Annotated in this window: 16 protein-coding genes; 7 read left to right on the forward strand and 9 right to left on the reverse strand. The window is 71.9% G+C overall.

Annotation, left to right across the window (positions count from 1 at the left end; genetic code table 11):
- Positions 1–29 precede the first annotated feature (29 nt).
- A complete protein-coding gene (locus tag D7193_RS30265; RefSeq protein WP_120783167.1) occupies positions 30–1,214 on the forward strand; it encodes a sugar phosphate isomerase/epimerase family protein in 1,185 nt (394 codons plus the stop codon).
- Between the two features lie 97 nt (positions 1,215–1,311).
- Here D7193_RS30265 and D7193_RS33330 read toward each other — a convergent pair whose 3' ends face one another.
- Positions 1,312–1,692, reverse strand: a complete 381-nt coding sequence (locus tag D7193_RS33330) for a hypothetical protein (protein ID WP_147434478.1) — start codon at positions 1,690–1,692, stop codon at positions 1,312–1,314.
- A 162-nt stretch (positions 1,693–1,854) separates the two neighbouring features.
- Here D7193_RS33330 and D7193_RS30270 point away from each other — a divergent pair, with 162 nt between their 5' ends.
- The gene (locus D7193_RS30270) at positions 1,855–2,754 is read left to right on the forward strand and encodes a hypothetical protein (RefSeq protein ID WP_120783079.1); all 900 of its coding nucleotides are present in this window, start codon (positions 1,855–1,857) and stop codon (positions 2,752–2,754) included.
- A 51-nt stretch (positions 2,755–2,805) separates the two neighbouring features.
- Here the strand turns inward: D7193_RS30270 and D7193_RS30275 are convergent, their stop codons facing one another.
- Entirely contained in the window at positions 2,806–3,762 is a 957-nt protein-coding gene (locus D7193_RS30275; protein ID WP_120783080.1) for a helix-turn-helix domain-containing protein, read from the reverse strand.
- A gap of 104 nt (positions 3,763–3,866) precedes the next feature.
- Here D7193_RS30275 and D7193_RS30280 point away from each other — a divergent pair, with 104 nt between their 5' ends.
- Positions 3,867–4,928, forward strand: a complete 1,062-nt coding sequence (locus tag D7193_RS30280; protein WP_120783081.1) for a saccharopine dehydrogenase family protein — start codon at positions 3,867–3,869, stop codon at positions 4,926–4,928.
- A 14-nt stretch (positions 4,929–4,942) separates the two neighbouring features.
- On the opposite strand, the gene D7193_RS30285 is transcribed toward D7193_RS30280, so the two are convergent.
- The 3 genes from D7193_RS30285 to D7193_RS30295 are packed head-to-tail and all read right to left on the reverse strand — an operon-like array spanning position 4,943 to position 7,680.
- A complete protein-coding gene (locus tag D7193_RS30285; RefSeq protein ID WP_120783082.1) occupies positions 4,943–5,764 on the reverse strand; it encodes an ABC transporter ATP-binding protein in 822 nt (273 codons plus the stop codon).
- A gap of 5 nt (positions 5,765–5,769) precedes the next feature.
- On the reverse strand, positions 5,770–6,789 hold the full coding sequence (locus D7193_RS30290) for an ABC transporter substrate-binding protein (RefSeq protein WP_120783083.1): 1,020 nt from the start codon (positions 6,787–6,789) through the stop codon (positions 5,770–5,772).
- Between the two features lie 12 nt (positions 6,790–6,801).
- Positions 6,802–7,680, reverse strand: a complete 879-nt coding sequence (locus D7193_RS30295; RefSeq protein WP_120783084.1) for an ABC transporter permease — start codon at positions 7,678–7,680, stop codon at positions 6,802–6,804.
- Between the two features lie 185 nt (positions 7,681–7,865).
- On the opposite strand from D7193_RS30295, the gene D7193_RS30300 reads away from it, so the two are divergent.
- Complete coding sequence (locus D7193_RS30300; protein ID WP_120783085.1) at positions 7,866–8,897, forward strand: LacI family DNA-binding transcriptional regulator; 1,032 nt, start codon at positions 7,866–7,868, stop codon at positions 8,895–8,897.
- 59 nt (positions 8,898–8,956) lie between these two features.
- Positions 8,957–10,123 (forward strand): mandelate racemase/muconate lactonizing enzyme family protein, encoded by a 1,167-nt coding sequence (locus D7193_RS30305; protein ID WP_120783086.1) that lies wholly within the window; start codon positions 8,957–8,959, stop codon positions 10,121–10,123.
- 112 nt (positions 10,124–10,235) lie between these two features.
- Here the strand turns inward: D7193_RS30305 and D7193_RS30310 are convergent, their stop codons facing one another.
- The gene (locus tag D7193_RS30310) at positions 10,236–11,969 is read right to left on the reverse strand and encodes an amidohydrolase (protein ID WP_120783087.1); all 1,734 of its coding nucleotides are present in this window, start codon (positions 11,967–11,969) and stop codon (positions 10,236–10,238) included.
- Between the two features lie 248 nt (positions 11,970–12,217).
- On the opposite strand from D7193_RS30310, the gene D7193_RS30315 reads away from it, so the two are divergent.
- Positions 12,218–12,607, forward strand: coding sequence for an MmcQ/YjbR family DNA-binding protein (locus D7193_RS30315; RefSeq protein ID WP_120783088.1), 390 nt, complete (start codon positions 12,218–12,220; stop codon positions 12,605–12,607).
- A 10-nt stretch (positions 12,608–12,617) separates the two neighbouring features.
- Here D7193_RS30315 and D7193_RS30320 read toward each other — a convergent pair whose 3' ends face one another.
- The 3 genes from D7193_RS30320 to D7193_RS30330 form a co-directional block, all read right to left on the reverse strand.
- Positions 12,618–13,616 carry a hypothetical protein gene (locus tag D7193_RS30320; RefSeq protein WP_120783089.1) on the reverse strand — a complete coding sequence of 333 codons (999 nt, stop codon included), beginning with the start codon at positions 13,614–13,616 and terminating at the stop codon, positions 12,618–12,620.
- Positions 13,613–14,194 (reverse strand): PadR family transcriptional regulator, encoded by a 582-nt coding sequence (locus D7193_RS30325; RefSeq protein WP_120783090.1) that lies wholly within the window; start codon positions 14,192–14,194, stop codon positions 13,613–13,615. The genes D7193_RS30320 and D7193_RS30325 overlap by 4 nt, the downstream gene beginning before the upstream one ends.
- A 62-nt stretch (positions 14,195–14,256) precedes the next feature.
- Positions 14,257–14,937 carry a DUF305 domain-containing protein gene (locus tag D7193_RS30330; protein ID WP_158674890.1) on the reverse strand — a complete coding sequence of 227 codons (681 nt, stop codon included), beginning with the start codon at positions 14,935–14,937 and terminating at the stop codon, positions 14,257–14,259.
- Between the two features lie 276 nt (positions 14,938–15,213).
- Between D7193_RS30330 and D7193_RS30335 the strand changes: the two genes are divergently transcribed.
- Positions 15,214–16,989 (forward strand): LVIVD repeat-containing protein, encoded by a 1,776-nt coding sequence (locus tag D7193_RS30335; protein ID WP_377456372.1) that lies wholly within the window; start codon positions 15,214–15,216, stop codon positions 16,987–16,989.
- Positions 16,990–16,998: the final 9 nt, after the last annotated feature.

The following is a 16,998-nucleotide window of genomic DNA, read 5'->3' on the forward strand; positions in this document are numbered from 1 at the left end:
CCCCTGTCCACGTCCACCTGGGAGAGATCATGGAGCTGAACTCCGCCCGCCCGTCCCGCCGATCGAGACGGGCACGCCACCTGCTCGCCGTGTCGCTCGCCGCCGCCCTCCTGCCCCTCGCACCGGCTCCGGCGTCGGCCGCCGCCGCGCCCGACACCCGTGCGGCCACCGCCGACAGCTGCCCGTGGGGGTACACCTCCTCGGCCACGGTCTTCTTCGGCCGGAACCGCGCCGACTCGGGCGTGCCGAACCGCGACCTCGGCAACGGCTGCACGATCATGGACGCCATCTGGGCCGAGGCGCCGTTCCTCGACCACGGCAGCTTCGTGCGCGCCGTGAGCCGCGTCGCCACGGGCCTCCGGAAGGACGGCGTCGTGACCGGGAAGGAGAGCCGCAGCATCGTCCGGGCGGCGGCCCGCTCCCCGATCGGAACGCCGCAGCCGGCTACCGGGACGCGCGCGCTCCCCGACGAGAGGATCGGTCTCGTCCTCTACACGGTGCGCGCCACCATGCCGTCCGCTCCCGAGGCCACCCTGGCGGCGCTGGCCTCCTGCGGATACCGCAACGCGGAGCCCTCCGGCGCGGTCGACAACTTCTACGGCCGGACGGCGACGGCTCTGGCGCCGGTGGTGACCGACGCCGGTCTGTCCGTCCCGTCGATCGGGATCGGGCTCGGTGACCTCCAGAACAACATCGACGGCGTCATCGCCAACGCCCGGGCCTTCGGCGCCCGGTACGTCCGGATCTCGGGTTCCGGCTCCTGGGGGCTCGACGACTACTCCGAGGTGGCGGCGACACTCAACGCCGTCGGCGCCCGGCTGAAGCAGGCGGGCATCACCGTGGCCTACCACAACCACGGCTTCGAGTTCACGGCCCGGGACGGCGTACGCGGCTACGACGTGCTGCTGCGCGAGACCGACCCGAACCTGGTGGCGATGGAACTCGACCTGTACTGGGCGGCCAGCGTCGGCGTCGACCCGGTGGAGCTGATCAGCCAGCACCCGGGCCGGTTCCCACTGTTCCACGTCAAGGACATGGCGGCCGACGGCTCGTTCGCGGACGTGGGCGAGGGCACCATCGACTTCGCGCGCATCTTCGCCTACAGCAGGATGGCCGGCGTCGAGTACTACCTGACCGAGAACGACAGCCCGCGCCCGGACGGTGTCTCGTCCGCCTGCGACAGCTACGCCAATCTCCGCGCGCTGCGCTACTGAGCGTCTCGCCGGCCCGCTTCCGGGCGGGCCGGCGGCCTCAGTCGGCCTGATCCGGATGCGGGACGGACACGAAGGCGTCGGCGCCCGGGGTCGCGCCTCAGCCCTCGTCGCCGTAGTGGGAGACGATCCCCTTCCAAAAGGCGGCGAAGAGGGCCACGCCGACCGCGACCCACGCCACGGCCAGTGACCGTCCCGCACCCGACACGGCGGCGACCCAGCCGAGCCCGACGAGCACGAACTGGACCCCGAAGATGCCGGCGAGGGTCAGCAGCAGATGACGGACCGGCGGCACCTCGCCTTCGGCCTGGTCGTGCCGACCGGTGACGAGCCACCACACGACCGCCAGGCCGAGCGCGGCTAGCATCAGCGGCACGCCCCACCACCGGTAGCCCGGTTCGGCGACGAGCGAGACGGCGAGCCCGAGCGGGAAGAGCAGCAGGGACAGCGCGAACGCCGGGCCACTGACGAGTCCACGCATCGCAGGCCCTCCCTGCCGTCGTCCGACGCGCCCCTCGATGCCAGAACGAGGGTGGTCCAGGATTCCGCGGCGCCGACGGCCCTGCTGGCGGCCGATCGCCGTACGGCCTTCCTACCCGGCTGCTGCCTCGGCGATTCCCGGCCCGCCTGGTAGAACCGTCGGATGCCTCACCTCCGCGACCCGCTGGCCGGGCTCGACGACGTCCCGTGGGAGTCGCTGCACCACGCGTACGGTCCGGCCGTCGACGTGCCGGACCAGCTGCGGGCGTTGCGGTCCGGCGAGGCCTCGGTCCGGCGCCGCGCGTTGTCCGAGCTGTCCGGCAACGTGTACCACCAGGGCACGCGTTGGGGTGCGAGCTGCCACGCGGTGCCGTTCCTGGTGGCGCTCGCGGACGACCCGGGCACCCCGGACCGGGCGGCGGTGGCCGGCCTGCTCCGCGCGGTCGTGCTCGGCGACCGGCGTGGCGACGCGCTGCCGTTCGATCCGCGGCCGACGTTCGCGGCCGCCGAGGGGATCACCGACGAGCAGGTCGCGCTGGTGGAGCGGCATCTGGAGGCCGAGGACCTGTTCGAGCACGAGGAGGCAGCGGACCTGGCCGACGGTGTGGCGGCCCGCTGGGAGGCCGACGCCTACCGTGCCGGGGCCCGGCACACCGACCGGTACGTCCGGTGGCTCACCGATCCGGATCCGCACGTGGGCGCGTACGCGGCCGAGATCCTCGCCTGGTTCGCGCCGGACGACACCGCGGTCACCGGGCTCGTCGCGGTACCCGAGCACCCCACCGCCACCCGGGCCAGCGCCAACCTGACGCTCGGCCACTGGCCCGTCGACTCCGGGCGGATCGACGCCCGCCTCCGGGAGCTGCTGGCGGCGAACGCCGCGGTCGTCCGGGTCACGGCGGCCGTGGGGCTCGCATACCGGCTGGGCGACCGTCTGCCCGACCTGGCCCTCGACGTGCTCACCGACGCCCGCGTCACGGACGTCGACGCGGACGTACCCGGCTGGGACAGGTCGGTGCGCGGGTTCGTGGCCCTCGCCCTGCACCGGCTCGGTCTCGGCTGACCTCCGGGTCGTCGCGGACGGCCCGGTCGGGCGGTCGCGGCAGAACGCCCGTCACGAACCCGCCGAGGGCCCAGCGCTGCGGAAGGTGCGCCGGTAGGCGTCCGGGGGTACGCCGACGGTGCGGTGGAAGTGCCGGCGCAGCGTCGTGGCGGTCCCCATGCCGGCCGCCTCGGCGATGACGTCGATGCTGTGGTCGGTGTTCTCCAGCAGCTCCTGGGCCCGACGGATCCGTTGCGTCGACAGCCACTGCAGCGGGGTGGTGCCGGTCACCGCCCTGAACTGGCGGGCCAGGTTGCGCGAACTCATGTTCGCCTGGCGGGCCAGGTCCTCCACGGTCAGCGGGCGGTCCAGCCGTTGCATCGCCCAGGGGAACAGGTCGGCGAGGGGATGGTCGTCGCGGGCGGGCACCGGGGTGGTGACGAACTGGGCCTGACCACCGGCGCGATGCGGTGGTACGACGAGGCGGCGGGCGACGGCGTTGGCGACCGTCGAGCCGTGGTCGCGGCGGATCAGGTGCAGGCACAGGTCGATCGCGGCGGCCTTGCCGGCGGAGGCGAGCACGGTGCCGTTGTCGACGTAGAGCACGTCCGGGTCGACGGTCACCCGCGGATAGCGGGCGGCCAGCGCCTCGGTGTGCGCCCAGTGGGTGGTGGCGCGCAACCCGTCCAGCACTCCGGCGGCGGCCAGCACGAACGCGCCGGTGCACAGCGAGACCATCCGCGCGCCCGCCTCGTGGGCCGCGCGGACGGCGTCGAGCAGGTCGGGGGGCACGTCCGCGTCGATGTCCTCCACGGAAGGGACGATCACGGTGTCGGCGCGGGCGAGCCGCTCCAACCCGTCGTCGGCGTCCATCTGGAACCTGCCGACCCGCACCGGGCCCGGGCCGCAGACCACGAGGTCGTACCACGGGTCCGCCAGGCCGGACGGGTCGCGGGCGAAGACCTCGCAGGCCATGGCGAGCTCGAAGTGCAGCATCCCGTCGGTGGCGGCGAGCGCGACAGTGGCCATGTCCGAAAGTGTACGGGGGATGGCGTTCCAGACACTCGTCCGGGCCCTTCGGCCGCTGGAGGATCTTCTCAGTCGATCTTTCGAAGAGCGGGGAGGAACTGCAGATGGGTGCGGGTCAGACCGTGGCGGTGTTCGGCGCGTACGGGCACACCGGGCGGTTCGTGGTGACGGAGTTGCGCGAGCGCGGGTTCGTCCCGCTTCTCCTCGGTCGCGACGCCGGCAGGCTGCGGGCCCTCGCGGCGTCGCATCCAGGGCTGGAGCACCGGGTGGCGTCGGTCGACGATCCGGCGTCGCTCGACCGGGCGTTGGCGGGCGCCGCCGCCGTCGTCAACTGCGCCGGTCCGTTCGCCTCGACCGCGGCCCCCGTGATCGAGGCCGCCCTGCGGGCCGGGATCCCCTACGTGGACGTGGCGGCCGAGATCGAGGCGAACCTCGACACCTTCACGCACTTCACCGACCGCGCCCGGGCCGCCGGCGTTCCCGTGGTCCCGGCGATGGCCTTCTTCGGCGGACTCGGCGACCTGCTGGTCACCATGGCGATGGGCGACTGGACGGCGGCCGACGAGGCGCACGTCGCGTACGGGCTGAGCAGCTGGCACCCGACGACCGGGACCCTCGCGTCCGGCACCGTCTCCCGGGACCGGCGCGACGGCCGGCGCGTCCGCTACACGGGCGGCCGGCTGGAGTACCACGACGCCGAGGGTGACCTGCCGGCCCTGGAGTGGGAGTTCCCCACTCCGACCGGCCGCCGGACCGTGCTCGGCGGCTTCACGATGGCCGACGTCGTCACCGTGCCCAGCCATCTGCCCATCCCCGAGGTGCGCACGTACATGACCGTCGACGCGGCGCGGGACCTGGCCGCGCCGGACACGCCCGCACCGGCCGCGGTCGACGAGCGAGGCCGGTCCGCGCAGACGTTCACGGTCGACGTCGTCGTGCGCTCCGGCGACACGCGTCGACGCGTCGTCGCCAGCGGCCAGGACATCTACGCCATCAGCGCACCGCTGGCGGTCGAGGCGGTCCGGCGCATCCTCGACGGCCGGACGAGGACCAGCGGCGTCGCCTCCGCGGGCGAGATGTTCGACGCGGCCGACTTCCTCCACGCGCTGTCCGCGTACCTCTCGGTCGAGGCGTGCCAGGAGTCCCGCGCCGCGCGGCCCGCCTGATGGCCGGCCCCCGGTCACTCGCTGGTCGTCGCCGCGCCGAGCAACTCGCGGATCCGGCCGGTGGCGCGGGCGAAGGACGGCTCGGCCATCGTCCGGCCGTAGTCACGTTCGGTGGGAAGGTCCACGTCGATGAGCTCGGCGACCGTCCCCGGGCGCGGGGTCATGACGACCACCCGGTTGGCGAGGTAGACGGCCTCCGCGATCGAGTGCGTGACCAGCAGCACCGTGGTGCCGGTCTCCCGCCAGATCCGGCGCAGCTCGACGTTCATCTGCTCGCGGGTGAGCGCGTCGAGCGCGCCGAACGGCTCGTCCATCAGCAGGACCGGCGGGCGGTGCAGCAGCGCGCGGCACAGCGCCACGCGCTGCTGCATCCCACCGGACAGCTCGTTGGGGTACGCGTCATCGAAGCCGGACAGGCCGGTCATCGCGATCAGCTCGTCGGCGCGTGCGCGCGCCTCGCCCTTCGGCATGCGGCGCATCTCGGCCTGGAGCAGGATGTTGCGCCGCGCGGAGCGCCAGTCCAGCAGCGCGGCACGCTGGAAGACGTACCCGATGTCGCGTCGCGGCCCCCGGACGTCCTCGCCGTGCAGCCGCACCCGGCCGGACGACGGTCGCAGCAGGCCGGACACCAGCTTGAGCAGCGTCGACTTGCCGCACCCGGAGGCGCCGACGATCGACACGAACTCGCCCGGTTCGATGCGCAGCGAGACGTCGGTGAGCGCGGTGACGTCCTTCTTCCGGGTGTGGAACCGGACCGCCACGTCGTCGATCTCGACAGCCGCGCCGGTTGCCGTGCCGTCCGCCGGCCGCGGTGTGGTGGTGTTGCCGACCGTCATCGAGGTCATCCCTTCGGCGCGAAACTCGCGTCCCAGTACGTCGCCGGATCGTCCGCCTTGGTGATCACGCCCGCCTCGGCGAAGACGGTGATCGTCTTCTTCCAGTCGTCCTCGCTGTTCACGCCGGGCGCCTGGCCGGTGGTGGCGTCGGTGTGCAGCAGCTTGAGCGTGGCGTTGAACTGCTCGGTGAGGACGGCCTTGGAGGGCAACTGCTGGGAGGCCCCCTCCATCGCGTCGACCGCGGCGCTCGGGTCGCCCTGGGCGGACGTCCACGCCTCGCTGGTGGCCGCGACCATGCGCGTGACCAGGTCCTTCTTCTTGTCGATGGTGTCCTGGGAGGCGAGCAGGCCGTTGCTGTAGAAGTTGAGGCCGAGGTCGGCGAACTTCAGGTAGGAGACCGGCTTGCCGGCCTTCTCCTGCATGGTCGGGCCCTGGTCGGTGGCGAACCCGAGCAGCGCGTCGGTCTTGCCCGACATCACGGCCGCCATCTTGCCGGCGGCGTCGGTGTTCTGGAGGGTGACGTCGCTGGCGCTCATGCCGTTGGCCTTGAGGAAGACCGGGAAGGTCCGGCTCAGCGCGTCGCCGGCCGTGGAGGCGATCGTCTTGCCCTTGAGGTCGGCCGGCGTGGTGATGTTCTTGTCGCTGAAGAACTGCACCGACGACGGGGTGGTCTGGAGGAACACGCCCACGCTCTTGACCTTCATGCCCTGACCGACGGCGCCCAGCAGGGCGGGCGTGTCCGCCCAGCCGAAGTCGGTCTGCCCGGCGGCGGTCGCCTGGATCGTCTTCTGGGAGCCCTGACCGGCCTGGATGGTCAGGTCGATGCCGTGCTTGGTGAAGATGCCCTGCTTCTTGCCGTGGTAGAACGGCGCGTGTTCGCCGTAGGGGTACCAGTTGAGGGTGAGGGTGACCTTGTCGTGGCCCTCGGCGTTCTTGCTCTGCTCGCCCGAGTCCGACCCGCAGCCGGTGGCGGCGGTGAGCAGCAGTGCGGGGACGAGCGCGGCGGCAAGGGTGCGCAGCTTCATGGATCTCTCCTCTTACAGCGACGTCGTGGCGGCGTCGGCACGGCGGCTGGCCTGCCAGGGAAGGACGACGTACTCGATCAGTTCGACGATGACGAACAGGACGACGCCGAGCAGGGACATGATCAGTAGCCCGGCGAACAGCATCGGGGTGTCGAGGTTGCCGTTGGCCTGGAGGATCACGTAGCCCAGGCCCTCGTTGGCGCCCACGAACTCGCCGACCACCGCGCCGGTGACGGCCATCGTCGCGGCGACCTTGAGACCCGCGAACAGGTGCGGCAGCGACGCGGGGAAACGGATCTTCCAGAACGTCTGGCCCGGGCCGGCGCCCATCGTCGCGGAGAGTTGCAGCATCTCCGGGTCGATCGACTTCAGGCCGGTGACCGTGGAGATCACGATGGGGAAGAACGCCATCAGGACCGCCACGACGATCTTGGGGGTCAGCCCGAAACCGAGCCACACGATGAACAGCGGCGCGATCGCGATCTTCGGGATGACCTGCGCGAAGAGCAGCAACGGGTACAGGCTCTTCTCGACCGTGGGTGAGTAGACCATGACCACGGCGGAGATCACGCCGACGGCGATCGCGATGAGGAAGCCGAGGACGGTCTCGTAGGTGGTGATCCAGGTGTTGTGCGCGAAGTAGCTGGACTGGGCCAGGATGACGTCCAGCGTGGCCCCGGGCGACGGGACCAGGTACGGCCTGATGAGGTTCGCGGCCGTCACCGCCCACCAGGCCACGAAGATCGCGACGAGAACGGCGAACGGCCGCCACGTCCCCCGCACGAACCGGGCGACTCCGGGGCCCACGCCCGTCCGCCGGCGGACGGTGACCGCGCCGCCCCCGGCGGCGTCCGCCCGCTCCAGCAGGTCTGTCGAGCTCTGCGCGGCCATGACCCTCCGTTCTCCGTGGGCTGTCCTGATTGCGCAGCCGCTGGGTAGGTGGGGGCGATGGACCGAGGCGGCGGTTCTTACCTCGACGTAACGGGCCCCGCCTGAATGCGCTTTCAGTAAGCGCTTTCACGGTGTACCGTAACGACGCGGAAATAGACGGTCAAGAGTTCCTTGCGGGAGAGTCCATGCAGCCACGTCCCCACGCGACACTCGAAGACGTGGCCAGGGCCGCCGGGGTCTCGCTCGCGACCGCCTCCCGGGCGCTCAACGGGACGGCCCCCGTCCGACCCCACCTCCGCGACCGGGTCCTCGAAGCCGCCGGGCAGCTCGCGTACACCCCGAACGCGCACGCCCGGGCCCTCGCCGGCGCCTCCCACCGCACCGTCGGCGTCATCTGCCACGACGTCAGCGACCCCTACTTCGCCACGGTGGCCGGCGGCATCATGCGGGTCGCCGACGACAACGACCTGCTGGTGATGCTCGCCAGCACGTTCCGCGACCCCGAACGCGAGCTCGCGTACGTGTCGATCCTGCGCGCCGAACGTGCCGCCGCCATCCTCCTCATCGGCTCCGGATTCGAGAACCCGGACTGGGAGCGCGCCCTCCACACCGAACTGGAGCCCTACATCAACGGCGGCGGCCGGGTCGCGGTCGTGAGCCGGCACCGCAGCCTCCGGGTCGACGCCGTCCTGCCGGAGAACCGCGCCGGAGCCGCCGCCATGGCCCGCGCCCTGCTGGACCTCGGGCATCGCCGTTTCGCCGTGCTCACCGGGCCCCGGACGCTCACCACGGTCGCCGACCGGGTCGCCGGCTTCCGCGACGAACTGACCAGGGCGGGCGTGCCGCTGCACACCGACGACGTCGTCGAGGGCGCCTTCACCCGCGACGGCGGGTACGCGGCGATGACCGACCTGCTGACGCGCGGGCTGGACGCCACCTGCGTGTTCGCGGTGACCGACGTGATGGCCATCGGCGCGCTCGCCGCCCTGCGCGACCACGGGCTGTCGGTGCCGGCCGACGTGTCCGTCGCCGGCTTCGACGACATCCCGATCGTCCGTGACCTCACGCCTCCGCTCACCACCGTCGCCCTGCCCCTGCAGCAGTTGGGCGAGCGGGCCATGCAACTCGCCCTCACCGAGAACCCCGGGCGGCGGCGCCGCATCCACCGCATGGCCGGCGAGGTGGTCCTCCGGGCGAGCACCGCGAAAGTCCCGTGACAGGCAGCGCGGACGTCCCGTGACACGTACCGGGAACGGCACCCAGAGAGAGGCAGCCCGTGACGCACCCCGCCCCCGCCCTGGCCGGCCTGACCATCGACCGCGTCGAGACGTTCGCCGTCGCGCTGCCCACGCTGCGCTCCTTCGGCGTGTCCGGCGGGTCCGTCACCGTCGCGGGCCGGCCCAGCATCCGCATCCTCGTCAAGGTCAGCGCGGACGGCGTCGCCGGCTGGGGCGAGGCGACGCCGATCCCGGCCTGGACCTACGAGACCGCGGAGTCCATCGTCAGCACCATCGACCGGTACCTTGCGCCGGCCGTCCTCGGCCGCCCGTGCTGGGACCTCGACGGGGTGACCACCGCGTTCGACCGGGCCATCAACCGCGGCTTCAGCATCGGGGCGCCGCTGGCCAAGTCCGCGGTGGACGTCGCGCTGCACGATCTGCTCGGCCGGGCGCTCGGCGTACCCGTCGGTGTGCTGTGGGGGCAGCGCCGCCAGGAGACCATCGCCCTGGGCTGGATCGTCTCCGGGCAGACCGCCGACGAGGTGGCCGACTGCGTGGCCGAGGGCCTCGACCTCGGGTACCGCGCCTTCAAGGTCAAGGTCGGGCTGCACAGCGAGGCCGAGGACACCGCCGTGGTCCGCGCGGTCCGCGAGGCCGCGCCGGACGCCCCGCTCTGGGTCGACGCCAACCAGGGCTACACCGCCGACACCGCACTCCGCATGGCGCGCCGCATGGCCGACCTGGGCGTCAGCGCGTTCGAACAGCCGCTGCCGGCCAACGACGTGGCCGGGCTGCGCCGGCTCCGGGAGGCGTCACCGGTGCCGGTCGCACTCGACGAGAGTCTGCGTCACCCGAGCGACCTGGCCACCTTCGTCAAGCTCGGCGCCGTGGACGTGGCGATCGCCAAGGTGCAGCGCAGCGGCGGGCTCACGCTGTCCCGCCGGCTGTGCGCACTGGCCGAGGACAGCGGCGTACGCCTCATGGGCTCCGGGCTCACCGACTCCGACCTGGGCCTGGCCGCCTCGCTGCACCTGTTCGCCGCGTTCGGCATCGACACGCCGGTGGACCTCAACGGGCGTCAGTTCGTGCGATCCTCGTACGCCACCGGGGCGACCGTCGAGGTCGCCAAGGGCACGGCCCGGGTGCCGACGGGCCCCGGCCTGGGGGTCGACGTCGACGAGACCGTGGTGCGGGAGTTGGCTGTCGAGGTGTTCGACCGGTGAGCGGACCGGCCCGCAGCCCGGGGGCGGGGCCGGTCACGAGGTGCGGACGGGCCGGTCGCCGACGGCCTGCCAGATCTGCGTGGCGAGCAGGTCGGCGGCGACGGCCGGCGGCTCAGAGGTCGCCGTAGTCGCCGACCTGCCGCCCGCCGACCCAGGTCTGGAGCACTCCGGTCTGCCACATCGCCCGGCCGGCCGGGAGGTGGAACGGGTCCAGGTCGGTGACGACGAAGTCGGCCCACCTGCCCGGCTCCAGGCTGCCGATCACCCGCTCCTGGTGGGCCGCGTACGCCGCGTCCCGGGTGAACGAACGCAGCGCCTCGACCGGTGTCATGGCCTCGTCGGAGTACCACCCGCCGGCCGGCCGGCCCTCCCGGTCCGTGCGGGTCACCGCGGCGTGCATGCCCTCGAAGGGCAGGGCGGAGGACACCGGGAAGTCCGAGCCGGAGGCGATGACCGTCCCCTGGTCGAGCATCTTCCGCCACGCGTACGCGCCCTTGATGCGCTCGGGGCCCACCCGGTCCTCGGCCATGTTCATGTCGTCCGTCGCGTGCACCGGCTGCATCGACGCGATGAGACCCAGGTCCCGGAACCGGGGGATGTCGTCGAGCGCGACGACCTGGGCGTGTTCGACGCGGTGCCGCAGCCGGGCGTCGCCGACCGTGCGGAAGGCCCGTTCGAACGCGTCCAGGACGAGCCGGTTGCCCCGGTCGCCGATGGCGTGGATCGCCGCCTGGTAGCCCTGGCGCAGGATCGCCGTGACCCGCCGGTCCAGCTCCTCCGGAGCGATCCGGAGCAGGCCGGTGTTGGCGGGGTCGTCGCTGTACGGCTCGAGCAGCGCCGCGCCGCGGCTGCCGAGCGCCCCGTCGACGTAGAGCTTCACGGTGCGTACGCGCAGCATGTCGGCCGCGAACGAGTCCGTCCGGGCCTCGGCGCCGATCGCGGTGAAGGCGTCCCACGTGAGGAAGGCGTTCACCCGCATCGTCAGCGCGCCGGCACCGGCCAGTTCGCGCAGGATGACGTAGCCGGCGGCGTCGGTGCCGGCGTCGGAGACGGAGGTGATGCCGACGGCGTTGAGCTTCTGCTGTGCGGTGAGGGCACGCCGTCGGACGTCCTCGAGGGTCGGCGCGGGAAGCTTGGACGAGACGAGGCTCATCGCGTTGTCGATCAGCGTCCCGGTCGGGTTGCCGTCCGCGTCGCGGATGATCTGCCCGCCCGCGGGATCGGGCGTGTCCCGGGTGACCCCGGCGAGAGCCAGCGCCACGCTGTTGGCCACACCCGCGTGGCCGTCCACCCGGACCAGCCACACCGGCCGGTCGCTGACGAACCCGTCGAGGTCGGCCGCCGTCGGGAACCGGCCCAGCCCCCAGATCACCTGGTTCCATCCCCGCCCGGTGATCCACGCCAGGTCCGGGTTGGCGGCGGCGTACGCGGCGAGGGCCTGCTGCGCCTCCGCGAGGGACCGGGTGCCGCTGAGGTCGAGCTCCGAGGCCAGCGCGCCGTAGCTCCAGAGGTGCCCGTGCGCGTCGTGCATGCCCGGGAGCAGGACCCGACCCCTGCCGTCGATGCGTCGTACGCCGCGACCCGCGCGGGCGTCCAGGCCGGCGACCGTCCCGTTCGGAGCGATGAGGATGCTGGAGAACCGGTGGAGCCGCCCGTCGCGGGTGACCGTGTAACCGCGGACGTTGTCCACCAGCACCGGTCCTCGCCCGGTGCCGTGCGCCGCGGCCGGGCCGCCGCCGGCGACCGCCGGGAGGACCGCGGCGCCGACGCCGACACCGAGCAGTCTCAGGACCTGGGCGCGGGTGAGGACCGGAGCGGGGGGTGGAGTGGCGCAGGCCTCACACACAGGGACTCCTCGACGAGACGTGGGCGGTGTCGTCGTCCACGCGACGGGCGGGCGTCGTGCGCCCCGCAGAGGCCCGTCACGGCGACGGCTTCCTGTGGCCGCGACGCTATCAGCGGCCGAATTCAGCGGTCAAGATCGATGTATCGGCCCGGTTCCCGTGGTGCGGGCGCTGTGAGCCTCCGCCGGAGGACGATCGCGCGGCGGTTAGGCTGGACGGATGCAGGGGTCGGTGTCCGGGGGCGGTCTCGATGGCTGACGCGGACGACGTCCGCCGGCTCGCGCTGGCGCTGCCCCACGTCGTCGAGATCGACAGTGAGGGTTTCGACTTCCGCGTGGCCGACAAGGGGTTCGTGTGGTCCTACCCCGAGCGCACGCCCGGCCGGCCACGGGTCATCCGCACCGATGTGGCGGTGCTGTACGTCGGCGACGAGGCGGAGAAGCAGGCGCTGCTCCTCGGCGAGCCCGAACGCTTCTTCACCACGCCCGCGTACGACGGGTTGCCGCTGGTCATGCTGCGGCTGGCGCAGGTGGGCGTCGACCGCCTGGCGGAACTCGTCACCGACGCCTGGCGGATGCGCGCCCCAGCCTCCCTCGTCGGCGACCTCGACGCCGGCGCGGATCCGGTGAGCCCGATCTGAGCAGCGCCGGTCAGTGCACCGACGGCGGCTCGTTCCGGACCACGTCGCGGTAGACCGCGAACGCGGGCTTCGGCCGGTAGGTGTCGGTGACGAGGCCCAGCGTGCCGGTCGGCTCGGTGGAGTCGCTGGCGGCGTCCCGGAGGCTGAACAGCTCGTACTGGGTGATGTTCAGCGACCGCTGGTGGGCCAGGATCGCGCCGAGCATGTCCGACAGGGAGTCGCACTGCGCCTGCTCGGTGCGCGGCGCCCCGCTCGGGGTGCCGTTCTCGACCACGTGGATGGGCGTGCCGGCCGGGATGTGGGCGCGGCGCAGCGAGTGGTCACGCAGGTGGTGAAGGGCGTGGGTGGTGAGGGACGCCGTGTCCCCGGGCGCACCTCGCGGCGCGACGGGCGAGAAGGCATCGGGGTAGAGACCCAGGCCGACGTAGTCGACGTGGGCGGCGAACGACTCGTACGGCAGCGAGGCGAGGTACGACCAGAAGGCGTCGTCGCCGCCCAACCACTCCGCCGGTTCGGCGACGGAGAAGCCGATCCGTACGTCCCGCAGGCCCCGCTCGTCGAGGGCGGCACGGGCGTGCGGGATGCCGAGGGTCAGGGCGTCGAGGACGCCGGGCGCGCTTCCGTCGATGAGCGGGATGGGAAAGTTCGGCTCCAGCGTCACCTGGAGGTACCGCGTCAGGTGCCCGTAGCGGTCGATGACCGAGTCGAGGAACGTCAGCCACCCGGGGATGTCGGCGGCCCGGGGGATGTAACTGGCCACGAGGTCCAGTTCGCGGCCACCCTCGGCGTACCACTCGTCGGGCATCGTGAGGTGGGCGAGTTCGTGTTCGGCTCCGAGCGAGGTGACGACGTCCGGCGGTGTCGCGTCGCCGAAGAAGTGCACGTACTCGCGGACGACGAAGGGCCGGCCGCCGGCGAGGTCGTCGACGAGGTCGCGGATCGCGGCGGGGTCGGGCGGGTACGAGCAGAGGACCCCGGCGCGCCCGCCCGGATAGATGCCGAACTTCACGCTTCCGTCCTCCCCGGTCCGTCGGCCCGCCCGTCGGGCCAGTCGATGTCGTGCGATCGGATCCGCCGCGCGAGCGTCCTGATCCAGGCGACCTCGGCGGCGACGATGGTGTGCCAGTAGGCGACTTCGAGCATGTGCGCCTCGGCCACGCCGTCGGGTCGCGCGGACAGGACAGCCAGGTCCCGGTCGAGCCGGTCGGCGCGCGCGTCGAGGAGGGCCGCCGCCTGCGCGGCCGGCAGGATCCCCACGTACGCGACCGCCAGGACGAAGTCCATGGAGGCGGCCGCGCTGTCGCGTAGTCCCGCCTCGACCTTGTGGCGGAAGTCGGCCACTCCCGCGTCGGTCAACTCGTAGGCCGTGCGCGGCGGCCGGTTGCCCACGCGCTCGGGCTGCCGGGACGCGACCAGGCCGGCCCTCTCGAGCGCCTTGAGCAGGGACGTGACCGTGCTGCGGGTGACCGTGAGGTGCCGGTACCGGTCGGCCAGGCGGGTGGTGAGGTCGTAGGCGTGCGCGGGCTGTTCGACGAGAAGCCCGAGCATCGGCAGCACCAGGCTGTTGCGTGACGCGTCCAGGGGCACGGACGTAAGTTATAGGCGTATACGCCTAAGTGCAAGCGCGCCGGCTCCGCCGCCGGCTCGAACTACCGCGCGGCGCCCAGCACCTGGCGCATCCGGTTCATCTCGGCGCCCTGCTCCACGACGACACTGCTCGCCATCTCGTTGACGATGCCGTCCACACCCAGCGCCAGGACCTCGTCCGCCATGTCGATCGCGCCCTGATGGTGGTCGGTCATCATCCCGACGAACATCCGGTCGAACTCCGCGCCCCGGGCGGCGGTGAGGCGGTCCAGCGCCTCCGCCGACTGCATCCCGCGCATGGTGTGGCGATGGTCGCCCGCGGAGTCGCGGTCCAGACCCCGGTCGGTCAGCCAGGTCTCCAGCGTCCTGATCTCCGGCTCCTGGGCGGCCAGGATCCGGTCCGCGATGATTTTGAGCTGCGGGTTCTCGCCCCGGGCGGCGACCAGCCTGGCCATCACGAGCGCCTGCTCGTGGTGCGGGATCATCATCGCGACGAACCGGACGTCGGCGTTGTTGTAGGACCGGGGCGGGACGGGTGACGTCTCGTTCGCCGGGCGGCTCCGCGCCGACTCGCCGGGACGTCCGGGCAACAGCACCGGCGCGGTGGCGTTCGGCAGGCCGGGCATGTCGAGGGTCTGCCGCGGGTCGGCCTGCGCCGCCGGTCGCGGGTCGTCGCCGGGCGCCCAGACGGCCACCGCCGCACCCGCAGCCAGAAGCGCCAATACGGCCAGCTCGATCAGCACGATTGCCCGCGACTGTCGAGAAATTCCGCGGATCCGTCCACCTAGCACAACTTGACTCCCGCCGTACGTCCGAGGTTGGCGGGGATGGTAGCGCGGCATTGACCTGCGACGGCAACTCCCTCGCAGAGAAAAGATTCGATTGCCGGGCCTGCGGTTATTTGGGCTTCCGCAATTTTTCCGCTGTTGCCGAAGCGTGATCAAAACCCACGTCGGCTGAGTGGCTGATCAGGGATATCGTCCCGCTACTCATGCCCACATGACGAAGGGTGTCGCTACATGTCCCAACCAACCTCACGAGGAAGCCGGAAGCTGGCCGTCGGCCTCGCTGCCACCGGCGCACTCCTCCTCACCGCTGTCGTGGCAGCCGCCACCCCGGCGAGCGGCGCCACCGACTCGGCCGAAGGCACGGACGTCTGCGAGTCGTTCCGGGCCGCTGGTGACAACTTCGCCGAGTACTGCATCGCGGGCGAGGCCGCCGACGGCGTGACCGCCGCCGCCGACACCATCCCCGGCGTCGACGAGATCGCCAGCAGCGACAACATCCGGCAGATCGCCAACGTCCCGAAGTTCGGCGGGTTCGCCAGCGAGGGGGCGTACAACTCGGACCTGGCGTTCCAGGGCAACTACGTCTTCGCTGGCAACTACGAGGGCTTCAACGTCTTCGACGTCAGTGACCCCACCTCGCCCGAGGTGGTCAGCCAGGTGGTCTGCTCCGGCTCGCAGGGCGACCCGTCGGTCTTCGGCAACCTGCTGTTCCTCGCTGTCGACGCGCCCCGTAGCAACGACTCGTGCAGCAGCACGAGCGCGTCGTCCGCCCTCGAGAGCTCCTGGGAGGGCATCCGGATCTTCGACATCAGCGACAAGGCGAACCCGCAGTACATCAAGTCGGTCCGGACCGACTGCGGCTCGCACACCCAGACGCTGGTGCCGAGCAAGGACGGCAAGAGCGTCTACGTCTACATCCAGTCGTACGGCCCGTCGAACGGCGCGTTCTACTGCAAGCCCCCGCACGACAAGATCTCGATCGTCAAGGTGCCGCTGGACAACCCGACCAGCGCCGCCGTGGTGGCCACCCCGGTTCTCTTCCCGGGCACCAACGGCGCCGGTTCGACGAGCGGCTGCCACGACATCACCGCCTACCCGGCGCTCGACCTGGCCGCCGGCGCCTGCATGGGTGACGGCGTCCTGTTCGACATCTCCGACCGGGAGAACCCGGTGATCCTCAGCCAGGTCCGGGACACGAACTTCGCGTTCTGGCACTCGGCCACGTTCAACAACGCCGGCACCAAGGTCGTCTTCACCGACGAGCTCGGTGGCGGCAGCAGCGCGATCTGCACCAGCACCTACCGGGCCAACCAGGGCGCGGACGCGATCTACGACATCACCGGCTCGGGGGCGGACCGCGAGCTGGTCTTCAAGGGCTACTTCAAGATCCCGCGTCTGAACACCACCCTTGAGAACTGCGTGGCGCACAACGGCTCGCTCATCCCGGCCATGGGCCGCGACATCATGGTCCAGGCCTGGTACCAGGGCGGCATCTCGGTGATCGACTTCACCGACTCGGCCAACCCGGTCGAGATCGCCTACTGGGAGCGGGGCCCGCTCTCGGACACCCGCCGCATCCTCGGCGGGGCCTGGTCGACGTACTACCACAACGGCTACATCTACTCGAACGACATCCAGAAGGGTCTCGACGTCCTCAAGCTGGACGACCCCCGGACCAACAACGCCCGGGCGATCTCCTTCTCGGAGCTGAACGTGCAGACGCAGCCCAACTACCCGGCCTGCACGACCGTCCTGAGCGGTCGGCAGATCGGCAGCATGAACGTCACGTCCGGCGTCACCTGCCTGGACGGGGCGACCGTCAACGGTGCGATCGCGGTCGCGCCGGGCGCGGGCCTGATCGCCTTCAACTCCACCCTCAACGGCTCGCTCCACGCGGCCGGCGCCTCCGTGGTGTCGATCGTGGAGAGCCAGGTGAACGGCTCGGTGGACGCCATCGGCGCCACCGTCCGTGACAGCAAGGTCACCGGCGCGGTGCGGACGAGCTGATCCGCACAC

The organism is Micromonospora costi (genome assembly GCF_003626655.1).
Classification (GTDB): domain Bacteria; phylum Actinomycetota; class Actinomycetes; order Mycobacteriales; family Micromonosporaceae; genus Micromonospora; species Micromonospora costi.